Here is a 14,793-nt window from a genome sequence, read left to right as displayed (position 1 = left end):
CCTCCTTTTTATCAAACGAAAAATAACCATTCTCTCTGTCTGTGTAACAATGTTTCGGCGAAGGTTACGGCCATTTATAAACATGCATATGTTTGTATAGTGGAAAAATATATAATAAGGAATAAATACGGTTTTTCGACAGCATCCACCAATTGTGGACAACTTTACTCCATTGGTCTGGATAAACTGTCCACAAGTTATCCACAAACTGTGGATGAACAAGTTATGCACAACCGGTTATTCAGGGTTAAAACACAATAATCATAACAGATAATCTTAGGTGTTGCAATGATCTTTGTAAATTATCCACAATTCGCAAAAGGTGTGAAAAAACATTATCCACACGCTCTGAATTTGTGTGAAACTTGTCAATAATTGTTGTGGACAGTTAAAAATTCACCGAAAAATTATCCACATACCGGATATGTGGAAAAATGGCGGCTGATGACAAAGGGTGATCATCATGTCCCGTTCTTTTCGGAAACCCGAGCCGTTTTGACCGGAAAAGCAAGGAAGCGGAACCGGAAAAACGGCTCGTTATTTCTGCGGGAAAATGAAAGTCTGGTACGTGAGAAGTTTTGAAGAGCCTTGACAAGCAGGAAAGTTCGTCATTATAATGATATAGACTGTCGTTTATCATTCGAACGAATTCCCTCGAGGAGGTGTCATACATGAAAAGAACTTATCAGCCTAATAAAAGAAAAAGAAGCAAAGTCCACGGCTTCCGTGCGCGCATGAGTACAAAAAACGGCCGCAAAGTATTGGCAAGACGGCGCCGCAAAGGAAGAAAAGTATTATCCGCATAACCACTGAAAAGTCTCAGTGGTTTTTTTTAACAAAAAAGGCGGTTTCGGGGTCACCGCTTTTTCACTGCATCACTGTTGGCAGGTCAGAAGGAGTATATATGAGAAAATCTTATCGGATAAAAAAAAATACAGAATTTCAGGAGGTTTTCAAGCACGGGAAGTCGTTCGCAAACCGCCAGTTTGTTGTATACGTGCTGGAAAAGGAAAACCGAAAACATTTCAGAATCGGGCTTTCCGTCAGCAAGAAGCTGGGGAATGCCGTCAAAAGAAATCAAATCAAAAGATATATCCGGCAAGTGTTTTTAGAGTTGAAAGAAGACATCCCGCCCGGATATGATTATATTATTATCGCCAGAAAACCGGCGGCCGAGATGAATTACCATGAAGTCAAGAAGAGCTTAATCCATGTCCTGAAAATAGCCCATGTCCTTAAAAAAAGTTAGAATAAAAGAAAGAAGTGCCAGGGCGTGTGGCAGCATCCGGCTGCTTTGGATCATCTAAAAAAGTAAGCGTTTTTTGCTGAAATCTCACACAGGGGAGGACAAACGATTGGGAAAAAAGTTTTTTCTGGCAGGAATGGTACTTGCCCTTGCCGCCGTGATGGCCGGCTGTACGGAATTTAATCAGGATATCACACCGGAAAGCAAAGGAATCTGGAACCAGTATATTGTATATCCCTTATCCTGGCTGATTATAAAGGCAGCCCAATTTCTGGGGGGCAGCTATGGGCTATCCATTATTTTGATTACGATTATCATCCGCCTTGCCATTTTGCCGCTGAATATCACCCAGTTAAAAAGTGCGAAAGCCATGCAGGCACTCCAGCCTGAAATCAAAAAACTGCAGGAAAAATATGCCTCAAAAGATGCGGTAACACGGCAAAAACTCCAGCAGGAAATGATGAAATTGTATCAGGAGTACCATATCAATCCTGCCGCAGGATGCCTGCCGATTTTAATTCAAATGCCGATTTTAATCGGATTTTACCATGCCATCAACCGGACGCCGGCTATCCGCGAATCCGCTTTTCTTTGGTTTGATCTCGGATCCGTGGATTATGTGCTTGCTGTGATTGCCGGGATCACCACCTTTCTCCAGCAAAAAGTGATGATGTCCGGGGGAAATTATGATGCAAATCCGCAAATGAAAATGCAAATGAACATGATGCTTTGGTTTATGCCCATTATGATTATTGTAATCGGCGTGGGGCTCCCGTCCGCGCTGCCGCTGTACTGGATTGTCGGGAACATCTTCATGATTGTCCAGTCGTATTTCATTAAAAGTCCTACTGCAAGTATGCCTGTCCAAAACGCGAAAGCCAGGGGGACGAAAAAATGAAGGAAACGACTTCAACAGGGAAAAATGTAGAAGATGCTGTCAACCAGGCCCTTCGCGAGCTTGAAACGGAAAAAGAAAATGTGGAGATTGAGATTCTTGATGAAGGCAAAAAAGGCATATTCGGTCTGCTCGGCGCGAAACCGGCAGTGGTCCATGTCCGGCTGAAAGAGACGCCGGTTGAGCAAGTGCTCTCATATTTGCGCAATATTATCGAAAAAATGGGGGTTTCCCCCGGCCTTCAATTCGAAGAACATGACCGGACATTGCATATTAACGTGACAGGCGAAAATCTTCCACTGCTGATCGGAAAAAGGGGACAAACATTAAACGCTTTGCAGTTTCTCACGCAGCTGGCAGCGAACCGGTATTATCCGCATTATGAAAGAGTGATGCTCAATATCGGCGATTACCGGAAAAGGCGGGAAGAGGCGCTAACCCGGCTTGCGGAAAGGCTTTCTGCCCAGGTTTTGCGCACCGGACGGCCGGTAAAGCTCGAGCCAATGCCATCCTATGAAAGAAAAATCATCCACAGTGCGCTCGCTCATCATAAACAGGTCATCACCTATTCAGAAGGAAATGAACCAAAACGTTATGTTGTCATTGATTTGGCAAAGCGTTGAACGGCCTCCTTCCGGGAAACCGGGGGAGGCTTTTTTTTAGCCGCACTCTCTGGACGGAAAGCTTTTTTGCCGGTTGAAAAAAACCAGCATATCCACAACCTGGAGTAATCAGCTTTTTCTGCCGTTGTTATTCACATGTGGATAAGTTAAAATGGAGTTATCGGCTTTTTGTGGATTGTGGAAAAGAACATATCGCTTGTATTTGCGAAAAAATTTGGTATTCTATTACGTTAGGTGAAAAAAAAGAAAACAGAGTGCCAATCTTTTATATAAATGACCAAAAAAGGAAGCGGGGTGAAAAAATGGAAATGGATACAATTGCGGCGATCTCGACGCCGATGGGAGAGGGAGCGATTTCGATTGTCCGGCTAAGCGGTGAAAATGCGATTGCAATTGCGAACCGATTATTTGCAGGTGTCGGCGGAAAAAAACTGGCGGATGTCCCTTCGCACACGATCCATTATGGGAAAATTGTCGACCCGGACACTGGAGAAACCGTTGAGGAAGCGATGGTAAGCGTGATGAAAGCGCCGAAAACGTTCACGCGCGAAGATGTCGTGGAAATCAACTGCCATGGCGGGCTTGTCGTTGTAAACCGGGTATTGCAGCTCGTTTTAAACAACGGTGCGCGCCTTGCTGAGCCGGGCGAGTTTACAAAACGGGCGTTTTTGAACGGACGCATTGATCTCTCACAGGCGGAAGCAGTCATGGATTTAATCCGCGCCAAAACGGATAAAGCGATGAACGTGGCGATCGGCCAGATGGAAGGCAGATTGTCGAAACTGGTCAAAAAGTTGCGCCAGGAAATATTGGAAGTCGTCGCGCATATCGAAGTCAATATTGATTATCCGGAATACGACGATGTTGAAGAGATGACGCACCGCATGCTGGAAGAGAAAGCACAGTACATCAAAAATGAAATCGAAAAACTGTTGCGGACAGCGCACCAGGGAAAAATTTTGCGGGAAGGGTTGTCAACGGCTATTATCGGCCGCCCGAATGTTGGAAAATCATCATTGTTAAACAGCCTTGTCCAGGAAAATAAGGCAATTGTCACCGATATTCCCGGCACGACACGCGATGTGATCGAAGAATACGTCAATGTCCGCGGTGTGCCGCTGCGCCTGATTGACACCGCAGGCATCCGCGAAACAGAAGATATCGTGGAACGAATTGGTGTGGAACGTTCGCGGAAAGCGCTCAAGGAAGCGGATTTGATTTTGCTTGTTATCAACTCATCCGAGCCGCTCAGCCCGGAAGATGAGGCATTGTTTGAAGCGGTGGAAGGCATGGATGTGATTGTCATCTTAAATAAGTGGGACCTGCCGCATCAAGTGGAGATGGAAAGCGTCCGCGAACTTGCACAAGGCGCGAAAATCCTTACCACGTCGCTTGTAACAGAGGAAGGCATGGAAAAATTGGAAGATGCGATTGCTGCGATGTATTTTGAAGGGCAGATGGAAACAGGCGACCTGACATATGTATCAAACAGCCGCCATATTGCGCTTTTGAACCAGGCATTGGAAGCCATTCAAGATGTGCAAAACGGCATTCAATCCAACACCCCGATTGATATCATCCAAATCGACCTGACCCGGACATGGGACCTGCTCGGCGAAATCATCGGCGACACCGTCCAGGAAAGCTTACTGAACCAACTCTTCTCCCAATTCTGCCTCGGGAAATAGAAAAGCGGAGGCGACTGTATAGCGGCGTACGGATTTTGTAGTCTTCGACCGAGATAAAGGAAACACGATGAGCCGGTAGGCGAATCGATGCCCGCTTATCGAAAGGAGAAGACGTAAAAATCCGTACGCCGCTAGGAGCCGCAGCTAGACAAAGAAAAGCGGAGGGCGTTTGCCCGTTGATTTTATAAAATAAAGGAGTGATAAGCATGCGGCAATACGATGCAGGAGACTATGATGTCATTGTAGTCGGCGCCGGGCATGCCGGTTGTGAAGCAGGCCTGGCCGCCGCAAGAATCGGTGCCAAAACGTTAATGATCACGATTAACCTTGATATGATTGCCTACATGCCGTGCAACCCGTCGATCGGCGGTCCGGCAAAAGGGATCGTCGTCCGCGAAATCGATGCACTCGGTGGTGAAATGGGCAGGAATATCGATAAAACCTATATTCAAATGCGGATGCTTAATACCGGGAAAGGGCCGGCCGTTCAGGCGCTCAGGGCTCAGGCGGATAAAGTCGAATACCAGCGTGAAATGAAAAAAACCATCGAAAACCAGGAAAATTTGACGCTTTTGCAAGGGATGGTCGAAGAACTGGTCCTTGAAGACGGTGTCTGCAAAGGCGTTGTTACAAAAACCGGCGCAAAATATACAGCCAAAACGGTTGTGCTGACGACCGGCACGTTCCTGCGCGGCGAAATTATTATCGGGGAACTGAAATATTCGAGCGGCCCGAATAACCAGCAGCCTTCCATTGCCCTCGCTGAAAAACTGGAAGAACTCGGCTTTGACCTCGTCCGCTTTAAAACCGGGACGCCACCGCGCGTAAACGGCAAAACGATCGATTACAGCAAAACGGAAATCCAGCCGGGCGATCTGGAACCGCGGGCTTTCAGTTATGAAACGACGAAGATGATTACGGACCAGCTTCCTTGCTGGCTGACTTACACCAATGAGCGTACCCATGCCATTATTGACGCCAATCTCGGCCGCGCGCCGATGTTTTCCGGCATGATTAAAGGCACGGGGCCGCGTTATTGCCCATCGATTGAAGACAAAGTCGTCCGCTTCCATGACAAGCCCCGCCACCAACTCTTCCTGGAACCGGAAGGCCGCCACACGGAAGAAGTGTATGTACAAGGGCTTTCAACAAGCATGCCGGAAGAAGTGCAAAGAGAAATTTTGGCCTCCATTGAAGGGCTGGAGCATGCAAAAATGATGCGCCCCGGTTATGCAATTGAATATGATGCGATCACGCCGACGCAGTTGTGGCCGACACTCGAAACGAAAAAAGTGAAGAACCTTTATACAGCCGGCCAAATCAACGGGACGTCCGGTTACGAAGAAGCAGCCGGGCAGGGGATTATTGCAGGCATCAACGCAGCGCAAAGAGCAATGGGGAAAGAAGAACTTGTCCTTGGCCGTTCCGATGCTTATATCGGTGTTTTAATTGATGACCTGGTCACAAAAGGAACACGCGAACCGTACCGCCTTTTAACCTCCCGTGCTGAATATCGCCTGCTGTTGCGCCATGACAATGCGGATCTAAGGCTGACTGAAATCGGCTATCAAATTGGCTTGATTTCCGAAGAACGTTACCGGAAATTTACGGCGAAAAAACAGGCGATTGAAGCGGAAATCAAGCGTTTGAAATCCGTCATTCTGAAACCGGATGAAAAAACACAGACACTGATCCGGGAAGCAGGAGGAAGCGAACTGAAAGACGGCATCCACGCCGCTGATCTCCTGAAACGGCCGGAAATGCGGTATGAACATATCAAAGCGCTTGTGCCGCCTGAAATGGAACTTTCGCCTGAAGTGGAAGAACAGGTGGAAATCCAGATCAAATATGAAGGCTATATCGCAAAATCATTGCAGCAAGTTGAGCGGATGAAAAAGCTGGAAGACAAAAAAATCCCGTCTGATATTGATTATGATGCGATCCACGGGCTGGCAACGGAAGCGCGCCAAAAATTAAACAAAGTGCGCCCGATCTCGATTGCCCAGGCATCACGCATTTCCGGCGTAAATCCGGCTGATATTTCAATTTTACTTGTCTACATTGAACAGGGGAAAATTGCAAAAATCCCTGGATAAGGCATGAAGCCCGGGTTTTTCCGGCTTCTCCCTTTTTTTACATATCAACCGAAAGGATGGAAAAATGGACAGCGGACAATTCATTCCATTATTGGCTGAAAAAGGCATTCCCTTAAGCGAGGAACAAAAACAGCAGTTTGAAACGTATTATAAATGGCTTGTTGACTGGAACAACAAAATGAATTTAACGGCGATTACGGAAAAAGGGGAAGTGTATCTCAAACATTTTTATGATTCGCTGACAGCCGCCTTTTTTACCGATTTTAACGGCCCGCTGCACGTTTGCGATGTCGGCGCCGGCGCAGGCTTTCCGGGCATCCCGTTAAAAATCTGTTTTCCGGAACTAAGGCTTTCGATTGTCGATTCATTGCAAAAACGGATTACGTTTCTCGGCCATTTAACAGAAGCGCTCGGCTTAAAAGAAGTTTCTCTTTTTCACGACAGGGCTGAAACTTTTGCCAAAAAACCGGAACACCGCGAACAATATGATGTGGTCATGGCAAGGGCGGTTGCCAGAATGTCCGTCCTCTCCGAACTGTGCCTGCCGCTTGTGAAACCCGGTGGCAGATTTATCGCGATGAAAGCCCAGCATGCCAAAGAAGAGCTCGAAAAAGCGGAAAAAGCGATCCGTCTCCTCGGCGGAAAAACGGAGAACGTATACCACTTTACCTTGCCGGTTGAAGAAAGTGAAAGAAACCTCATTGTCGTCAAAAAGGTAAAGAAAACGCCGAAAAAATACCCCCGCAAGCCGGGAACCCCGGCAAAACTCCCGCTTGAATAAGGCGGGCGTTTTACCGTGCCGGAAATCGGGATGATGCGCTAAAATGAGAGAGATTGTTCGAAAAATCGCCGGGAGTTTGGCAGGAACTTGTCTTATAATAGAGAATAAGTAGTTAGGGAGAATTTATAAGGTGGTGTACAGTGAATGAAGCATCCTTTCTCTCGTTTTTTCGGAGTGGAGGAAGAAATCGGAGAAGAAGAACTGGAAGCAGAGAATGAAAATGAAGAGATTAAAAATATCTCCGTCTCCTGTATTATTCCGAACCGGTTTCAGCCACGGACCATTTTTAATGAAGAGAAAATAGATGAACTTGCAAGAACGATCCACACCCATGGCATCATCCAGCCAATCGTTGTCCGCGAATACGAAGCAGGCCAGTATGAAATCATTGCGGGGGAAAGAAGATTCCGGGCTGTCCGGAAACTGGGCTGGGAAACTGTGCCTGCCATCATAAAAAATATGAGCGATACAGAAACAGCCTCGATTGCTTTAATTGAGAACCTGCAACGCGAAGAACTGACGCCGATTGAAGAAGCGATGGCTTACGGAAAACTTTTGGAGCTTCACCATTTGACCCAGGAAGCACTGGCACAGCGCCTTGGCAAAGGGCAATCAACGGTTGCAAATAAACTGCGCCTTTTGAAATTGCCCCCGGAAGTGCAGGAAGCCCTTTTGCAAAAACAGATCACGGAACGCCATGCACGGGCATTGATTCCTTTAAAAGAGGCAGAAAAACAGGTTCGCGTCCTCAATGAAATACTCGCAAAAAATTTAAATGTGAAACAAACGGAAGAGTATGTTACCCGTATGATGAATAAGCCGGAAAAAAAAGCAAAGCCGCGCAGACAGGCGTTCAGCAAAGATATGCGCATTGCTGTCAATACGATCCGCCAGTCTGTTTCGATGGTGACCGATTCCGGGATCAATCTCGATTCAAAAGAAGAAGATTTCGAGGACTACTATCAAATTACGATCCGGATCCCGAAAAAGGCGAAATCCTAATAAAAGAAACTTGGATGACAGGTTTCTTTTTTTCAGGTGCAGGTCATTTCCTATCCTATTCCGATAAAATAAAACCGGCTTACGCCCGCCAGGTTTGTGCTGCCTGCCTTAGCTTTACAAAGCCCTTTTTCCTGGTTTCGGCGGTGGTCCTGCGTTCTTTTTTAGCATGGGCGCAAGCTTTGGCATGGAAGCCGCGCCTCCTGATTTCCAACTGCCGAAAAAACTTGAAACAACCTTTTTTCGGTTTACAGTAAACGAATCTTGCAAACTTTGATACAATAAAGTTACGTGTTTGCCGTTTCTGCAAATGCAGACGGGCCGTGACTAGCGTGACAAAAAAGGTAGGTGGCAACCGTGGGAAAAGTGATTTCTATCGCCAATCAAAAAGGAGGCGTAGGAAAAACAACCACTTCTGTCAACTTGGGTGCCTGCTTAGCATACATCGGGAAGAAGGTTTTGCTTGTCGATACCGACCCCCAGGGAAATGCAACAAGCGGAGCCGGAATTGATAAAGGCGAAGTTCAGCAGTGTATTTATGATGTGTTAGTGGAAGATGCGAATATAAAGGAAGTAATCAGGGCAACGGCCGTGGACGGGCTTTATTCCGTGCCGGCAACGATTCAACTGGCGGGAGCGGAGATTGAACTGGTTCCGACCATTTCAAGGGAAGTCAGGTTAAAGCGGGCGATCAGCGCCATTAAAGACGATTATGATTATATTATCATTGACTGCCCTCCCTCTCTCGGCCTATTGACGTTAAATGCGCTAACCGCGTCGGATGCCGTCATTATCCCCGTCCAGTGCGAATATTACGCTTTGGAAGGGTTAAGCCAGCTGCTCAGCACGGTCAGGCTTGTCCAAAAGCATTTGAATCACAATCTGATGATTGACGGCGTGCTGCTGACGATGCTAGATGCCCGTACCAACTTAGGACTCCAAGTCATTGAAGAAGTGAAAAAATATTTCAGGGACAAAGTGTACCGTACCATTATCCCCCGCAATATCCGGTTAAGCGAAGCACCGAGCCACGGACAGCCGATTATTCTTTACGACCCGAAATCGCGCGGTGCGGAAGTGTATTTAGACTTAGCAAAGGAAGTGGCGGCAAATGGCTAAAGGACTTGGAAAAGGCATTAACGCGTTGTTTGCCAATATGGACGTTGACAAAGAAGATGCCGTGCAGGAAGTCAATATTAAAGAATTGCGCCCGAATCCTTATCAGCCGCGGAAGAATTTTGAACCCGAAGCGCTTAATGAATTAAAAGAATCCATTCTCCAGCATGGCATCCTGCAGCCGCTTATTGTGCGCAAGAGCATTAAAGGATACGAAATCATTGTCGGGGAACGGAGATACAGAGCCGCAAAACAAGCAAAACTTACGACGGTGCCGGTTGTCGTCCGCGATTTAAACGACCGGCAGATGATGGAATTTGCCGTGCTCGAAAACTTGCAGCGGGAAGATTTAACGCCGATTGAAGAAGCCAATGCGTACCAGTTTTTGCTTGAGAAACTAAATGTCACACAGGACGAGCTGGCGAAACGGCTCGGAAAAAGCCGGCCCTATATTGCCAATCACCTCCGTATTTTGTCTTTGCCGGTCAGCATCCAGGAGGCCATGTCTAAAGGCAAACTTTCGATGGGACACGGCCGTACGCTGCTTGGCCTGGAAAAGAAAGAAAAAATGGAGGAAATTGCGGAAAAGGTTATTGCCGAAGGATTAAGTGTCCGCCAGCTGGAAAAGCTTGTCCAGCAGCTGAACCGGAATGTTTCACGTGAAACGAAGAAAGACAAGCAGGAAAAAGATATTTTTATCCAGGAACACGAAACGGTTCTGCGCGAAAAGTTTGGGACAACCGTCCATATTAAGCGGACAAAGAAAAAAGGAAAAATTGAAATTGAATTTATGTCCAATGAAGATTTAGAGCGGATTTTACAATTGCTGGATGCCGGTTTTGAACAGGAACCGTAACGATATACAAAGATAAAGAGATAAAAACGGGTGAATTAGATGGTATTGCTGGGGACAATTGTAAACGGGCTGAGCATTGTGGTCGGTTCTTTTATCGGAAGGCTGTTAAACCATATTCCGGAGCAAATGAAAGGCACCGTGATGCAGGCGATCGGGCTTGCGGTGATGGTGCTGGGGCTCGGAATGGGGCTGAAAAGTGAACAGTATATTATCGTAATATTAAGCCTTGTGATTGGCGCAGTCATCGGCGAAATGCTGCGGCTCGAAGCCCATTTGAACGGGCTCGGTGCCTGGCTGGAAAAAAAGTTTGGAAACAGCGGACAGGGCAGTACGGCCGAAGCCTTTGTGACGGCAACGCTCGTTTTTGTGATTGGCGCGATGGCCATTCTCGGAGCATTGGACAGCGGAATCAGGGACGACCATACGGTACTGTACACGAAATCTGTTCTGGATGGTTTCACAGCACTGATCTTATCTTCAACCCTCGGTTTTGGGGTGATTTTTTCGGTTGTTCCGGTGATCCTTTATGAAGGTGCCATTGCGTTATTTGCCACGCAAATTAACCGGCTTGTCCCAGCACCGGTGCTGCATTCGTTTATTACCGAAATGACGGCAACCGGCGGAATTATGATTTTTGCTATCGGTTTAAATATTGCGGGGCTTGCCAAAATCAGGGTGGCGAATTTATTGCCGGGCATCGTGGTGGTTGCCGTGCTCATCGGCCTGTTACATGCTTATCATACGGTTTTTGGCTGAATTTTACAGGAATGAAGCAACACCTGTTTATCGGTTGAAGTATGAATGTGAACCGGCAGAAACTTACTGAAGTTGCGGATCCTTTTTGCCGGATCCCGGGCCATACAGGTTGCCGGCTTATTCATTCATCTGATTCCGATTTTTATGGTATAGAAGTTTGCGTTCACCGGGGAATTTCGGATAAACGGTTTCAAAAATGTTGCTGTTTCTGGATCACTTAAATCATTTTCTCCTTCGCCTGTCCGCTGTTCATGGAAATCATGGCGTTTTGATATTGAAGATGCAGATTGGCACGGCTGATGCCTGCAGCGATTAGTTTTGCCATTTTCAGAACAAGATTTAAACGGGTATTCTGAAGGACGGTAAACTCCATAAAACCGCTGATGTTCACAATTCCTGTAATGTGGATGTCGCCAACAGGAGGCAAATCTTTCTTTACACCCGCCCCCGGTTTCACCGGACCGTCGCCGATTTGGATCATGCCGACGCTCTTCATTTTTCCAAGGCAGGCATCGACGGCAATGACGAAGGGGTCGTGGTGCTTTTGATAAATCCTTTCCATATTTTCTTCAAGGTTTAAAGCATGAACCGGCTTATCGAGCGTTCCGTATACGTTGAAGCAGGACAGACCTGTTTCTTCCAAAAAAGTGCCCGTTAAAGGCCCGAGCGAGTCCCCGGTGGAACGGTCGGTGCCGATGCAGACCACCACCAATTCCCTGTTTGTACTTTTCGGAAGTGCTGATAAAATATGATTGGATATAATTTCTTTTGCCAGAACATCATCATGAAATACCTTGATACGATTGCCGCTGAATTCCAATTGTCCTTTTCTCAGATTCATATCAGCCACTCCCTCTTTGTAATAGTACCAGTATACGGAAAATCAAAAAAATCTATACATTTAACATATCTCTTTTTTGATACCCGCAACCGGCAGTTTTACACTTGATTCAGCCGCCAATCAAAAAGGTAATTTTTGAAAAGCGGAGCCGGTTGTCGAGCAAGCGCGGTTTTTTTGTTACAATAACGTTAAAAGAAATGAAGGTTGGTGGAATATGGGCCATTTTGAGACATATCTCAAACACCTCACATCCAAGTGGTTAAATGAAGATACATGGATCGAAATCGGGGAGACAGTGCTGAAGATCATTGTGGTGATGCTTGTCGCATCGCTTGTCATTAAATTCGGCAAAAAGGCGATTGGCAAAATTTTTGCAGTCCGTGCCAAAGCCCCTCTCCGGTTTTCAGAGCGGCGCGAGGCCACGTTGTTGCGGCTGATGGTGAACACACTGACCTATCTCGTCTGGTTTGTTGCCATTGTCACGATTTTGTCCATTCTCGGCATCAATGTCCAGGGGCTTCTGGCCGGTGCCGGAATTGTCGGGCTGGCTGTCGGGTTCGGGGCGCAAAGCCTTGTAAAAGACGTTATTTCCGGATTCTTTATTATCTTTGAAGACCAGTTTTCGGTCGGTGATACGGTGCAGGTCGGGAAATACGAAGGCGTTGTGGAAGAAATCGGGCTCAGGACAACAAAAATCAAAAACTGGACCGGCGAATTATACATCATTCCGAACGGCAATATTTCCGAAGTCACCAATTTGTCCATTCATAACAGCGTTGCCGTTGTGGATGTCCGTATTCCGTACGAAGAGGATATCGATAAAGCGGAAGCGGCCATTCAGGAAATACTGGTGTCATTTGCCGGACAGCACGAAGAGGTCGTGACAGAGCCTGAACTGTTGGGCGTCCAGCAGCTCGGCACCACGGATGTTACACTCAGGGTGGTAGCGGAAACCCTCCCGATGGCACACTGGTATATTGCGAGAGTGCTGAAAAAAGAAATTAAAAAAGCATTGGACGAAAATCGCATCCATGCACCTTATCCGAAAATGGTGACTTATTCCCGTACTGAGAAAGAAGAGGCATTGGCCGGCCAATTTCTAAAGGGGGATGAACATGGAAGATAAAAATTTCGGGTTGTATGATATTGTGGAAATGAAAAAGCAGCATCCGTGCGGCACAAACCGCTGGAAAATTATCCGGATGGGGGCGGATATCCGCATTAAATGTGAAGGATGTGGACATAGCGTGCTGCTGCCACGCAGGGAATTTGCCCGCAAACTGAAAAAAATCCTCGTTAAGCACGAAGAAGCATAGCCCTTTTATGGGTGTCTTTTTTTGGGAGCCGGGGTGCGGTTAAAATAAGGCCGGCAAACGAAACATGTTAACCGGGCGCATCCGGTGGCACCCCGGGGGTTTTTGATACAGCCGGGAAAAACTTGAAAGATACGAGAATGTTTGAAGGAGTGGACATAAAATGGCGTTAACAGCCGGAATTGTCGGTTTGCCGAATGTCGGAAAATCGACTTTATTTAATGCGATTACAAAAGCCGGGGCCGAATCTGCGAACTATCCGTTTTGTACAATTGACCCGAATGTCGGCATGGTGGAAGTGCCGGACGAACGGCTGGAAAAATTAACAGAACTGTACCATCCGAAAAAAACGGTCCCGACCACTTTTGAATTTACGGATATTGCCGGGATCGTCAAAGGCGCAAGCAAAGGGGAAGGGCTCGGGAATAAGTTTCTTTCCCATATCCGCCAGGTGGACGCAATCTGCCATGTCGTTCGTTGTTTTGAGGACGAGAACATTACACATGTTTCCGGGAAAGTCGATCCGATTGATGATATCGAAACGATCAATCTTGAATTGATCCTGGCCGATCTTGAAACGGTGGACAAGCGGATCGGGCGTGTAGAGAAAATCGCAAAACAGAAGGATAAAGAAGCCGTTGCCGAATATGAAGTGCTGACCAAATTAAAGGCGGCTTTTGAAGCGGAAAAACCGGCACGGGCGGTGGAACTGACCGAAGACCAGCAAAAAATCGTCAAAGGGTTCCAGCTTTTAACAAGCAAGCCGGTTTTGTATGTGGCCAATGTCGGGGAAGATGACATTCAGGATCCGTCTGCAAACCCGTATGTCGGGAAGGTGCGTGAATATGCCAAACAGGAAGGCGCGGAAGTGATTGTCATCTGTGCCCGCATTGAAGAAGAAATTGCCGAACTGGATGACGATGAGAAAAAGATGTTTTTAACCGAACTCGGCATCCAGGAATCCGGACTTGACCAGCTGATTAAAGCTGCTTACAGCCTGCTTGGCCTTGCGACTTATTTTACGGCTGGGGAACCGGAAGTCCGCGCGTGGACATTCAAAAAAGGCATGAAAGCCCCGCAATGCGCAGGCATTATTCACTCCGATTTTGAAAAAGGGTTTATCCGGGCTGAAACGGTGTCGTATGAAGATTTAATCAAATATGGCAGCGTGGCAGCAGCAAGAGAAGCCGGAAAAGTGCGCCTGGAAGGAAAAGACTACGTTGTCCAGGACGGCGATGTCATGCATTTCAGGTTTAATGTATAACAGGACTTTTGGACGAATATTCAAATTGTATTGAAAAAATTCAAATCATCCGTTAAAATAGGTATCAGTCGAATATTTTCCTTCGGGGCAGGGTGCAATTCCCGACCGGCGGTGATGAGGAAACTCAAAGCCCGTGACCCGTATTCTCCGGAATGCGGTGGATTTGGTGAAATTCCAAAGCCGACAGTGACAGTCTGGATGGGAGAAGGATCAAACGTTTCATTGGAACGTGTATTTCATGATGCCGTTTTGCCCCGCACATCTTCGTGCGGGTTTTTTGTTTTCACGGGTATATGTTGGCGGAAATTGCATACAGGAG

The 14,793-nt window shown here is 46.9% G+C and carries 15 protein-coding genes and 1 riboswitch; of the genes, 14 read left to right on the top strand and 1 reads right to left on the bottom strand.

Annotated elements, in window-relative coordinates; translation table 11 throughout:
- Positions 1 to 671: 671 nt before the first annotated feature.
- The 11 genes from rpmH to OF158_RS17495 all read left to right on the top strand — a co-directional run bounded on the left by rpmH (position 672) and on the right by OF158_RS17495 (position 11,056).
- Positions 672 to 806: a 50S ribosomal protein L34 gene (gene rpmH / locus OF158_RS17545; protein ID WP_003397591.1), complete on the top strand. Its 135-nt coding sequence runs from the start codon at positions 672 to 674 to the stop codon at positions 804 to 806.
- A gap of 98 nt (positions 807 to 904) precedes the next feature.
- Positions 905 to 1,249 carry a ribonuclease P protein component gene (rnpA, locus tag OF158_RS17540; RefSeq protein ID WP_014096604.1) on the top strand — a complete coding sequence of 115 codons (345 nt, stop codon included), beginning with the start codon at positions 905 to 907 and terminating at the stop codon, positions 1,247 to 1,249.
- A gap of 106 nt (positions 1,250 to 1,355) precedes the next feature.
- Positions 1,356 to 2,144, top strand: coding sequence for a membrane protein insertase YidC (gene yidC / locus OF158_RS17535; protein WP_014096605.1), 789 nt, complete (start codon positions 1,356 to 1,358; stop codon positions 2,142 to 2,144).
- Positions 2,141 to 2,764, top strand: coding sequence for an RNA-binding cell elongation regulator Jag/EloR (gene jag / locus OF158_RS17530; RefSeq protein ID WP_014096606.1), 624 nt, complete (start codon positions 2,141 to 2,143; stop codon positions 2,762 to 2,764). Before yidC ends, jag begins: the two co-directional genes overlap by 4 nt.
- A 302-nt stretch (positions 2,765 to 3,066) precedes the next feature.
- On the top strand, positions 3,067 to 4,452 hold the full coding sequence (mnmE, locus tag OF158_RS17525; protein WP_026683509.1) for a tRNA uridine-5-carboxymethylaminomethyl(34) synthesis GTPase MnmE: 1,386 nt from the start codon (positions 3,067 to 3,069) through the stop codon (positions 4,450 to 4,452).
- Between the two features lie 206 nt (positions 4,453 to 4,658).
- Positions 4,659 to 6,548, top strand: coding sequence for a tRNA uridine-5-carboxymethylaminomethyl(34) synthesis enzyme MnmG (gene mnmG / locus OF158_RS17520; protein WP_014096608.1), 1,890 nt, complete (start codon positions 4,659 to 4,661; stop codon positions 6,546 to 6,548).
- A gap of 64 nt (positions 6,549 to 6,612) precedes the next feature.
- Complete coding sequence (gene rsmG, locus OF158_RS17515; protein ID WP_014096609.1) at positions 6,613 to 7,329, top strand: 16S rRNA (guanine(527)-N(7))-methyltransferase RsmG; 717 nt, start codon at positions 6,613 to 6,615, stop codon at positions 7,327 to 7,329.
- A 144-nt stretch (positions 7,330 to 7,473) separates the two neighbouring features.
- Complete coding sequence (noc, locus tag OF158_RS17510; protein WP_014096610.1) at positions 7,474 to 8,331, top strand: nucleoid occlusion protein; 858 nt, start codon at positions 7,474 to 7,476, stop codon at positions 8,329 to 8,331.
- Positions 8,332 to 8,685: 354 nt separating this feature from the next.
- A complete protein-coding gene (locus tag OF158_RS17505; RefSeq protein WP_017550668.1) occupies positions 8,686 to 9,447 on the top strand; it encodes a ParA family protein in 762 nt (253 codons plus the stop codon).
- On the top strand, positions 9,440 to 10,300 hold the full coding sequence (locus tag OF158_RS17500; RefSeq protein WP_035183075.1) for a ParB/RepB/Spo0J family partition protein: 861 nt from the start codon (positions 9,440 to 9,442) through the stop codon (positions 10,298 to 10,300). Before OF158_RS17505 ends, OF158_RS17500 begins: the two co-directional genes overlap by 8 nt.
- Positions 10,301 to 10,339: 39 nt before the next feature.
- Positions 10,340 to 11,056, top strand: coding sequence for a DUF554 domain-containing protein (locus OF158_RS17495; protein ID WP_035183078.1), 717 nt, complete (start codon positions 10,340 to 10,342; stop codon positions 11,054 to 11,056).
- 217 nt (positions 11,057 to 11,273) lie between these two features.
- On the opposite strand, the gene yyaC is transcribed toward OF158_RS17495, so the two are convergent.
- The gene (gene yyaC / locus OF158_RS17490; RefSeq protein WP_017550665.1) at positions 11,274 to 11,897 is read right to left on the bottom strand and encodes a spore protease YyaC; all 624 of its coding nucleotides are present in this window, start codon (positions 11,895 to 11,897) and stop codon (positions 11,274 to 11,276) included.
- 214 nt (positions 11,898 to 12,111) lie between these two features.
- On the opposite strand from yyaC, the gene OF158_RS17485 reads away from it, so the two are divergent.
- The 3 genes from OF158_RS17485 to ychF all read left to right on the top strand — a co-directional run bounded on the left by OF158_RS17485 (position 12,112) and on the right by ychF (position 14,474).
- Positions 12,112 to 13,023: a mechanosensitive ion channel family protein gene (locus tag OF158_RS17485; RefSeq protein WP_014096615.1), complete on the top strand. Its 912-nt coding sequence runs from the start codon at positions 12,112 to 12,114 to the stop codon at positions 13,021 to 13,023.
- On the top strand, positions 13,013 to 13,213 hold the full coding sequence (locus OF158_RS17480) for a DUF951 domain-containing protein (protein WP_013860891.1): 201 nt from the start codon (positions 13,013 to 13,015) through the stop codon (positions 13,211 to 13,213). Before OF158_RS17485 ends, OF158_RS17480 begins: the two co-directional genes overlap by 11 nt.
- 160 nt (positions 13,214 to 13,373) lie before the next feature.
- Positions 13,374 to 14,474, top strand: coding sequence for a redox-regulated ATPase YchF (gene ychF / locus OF158_RS17475; protein WP_014096616.1), 1,101 nt, complete (start codon positions 13,374 to 13,376; stop codon positions 14,472 to 14,474).
- Between the two features lie 74 nt (positions 14,475 to 14,548).
- Positions 14,549 to 14,688: riboswitch (FMN riboswitch) on the top strand.
- Positions 14,689 to 14,793: the final 105 nt, after the last annotated feature.

Source organism: Weizmannia sp. WK01, assembly GCF_025905465.1.
GTDB lineage: Bacteria > Bacillota > Bacilli > Bacillales > Bacillaceae_C > Weizmannia > Weizmannia faecalis.
Note: the sequence above shows the minus strand (reverse complement) of the source record. Positions and strands in the feature narration are given on the sequence as shown.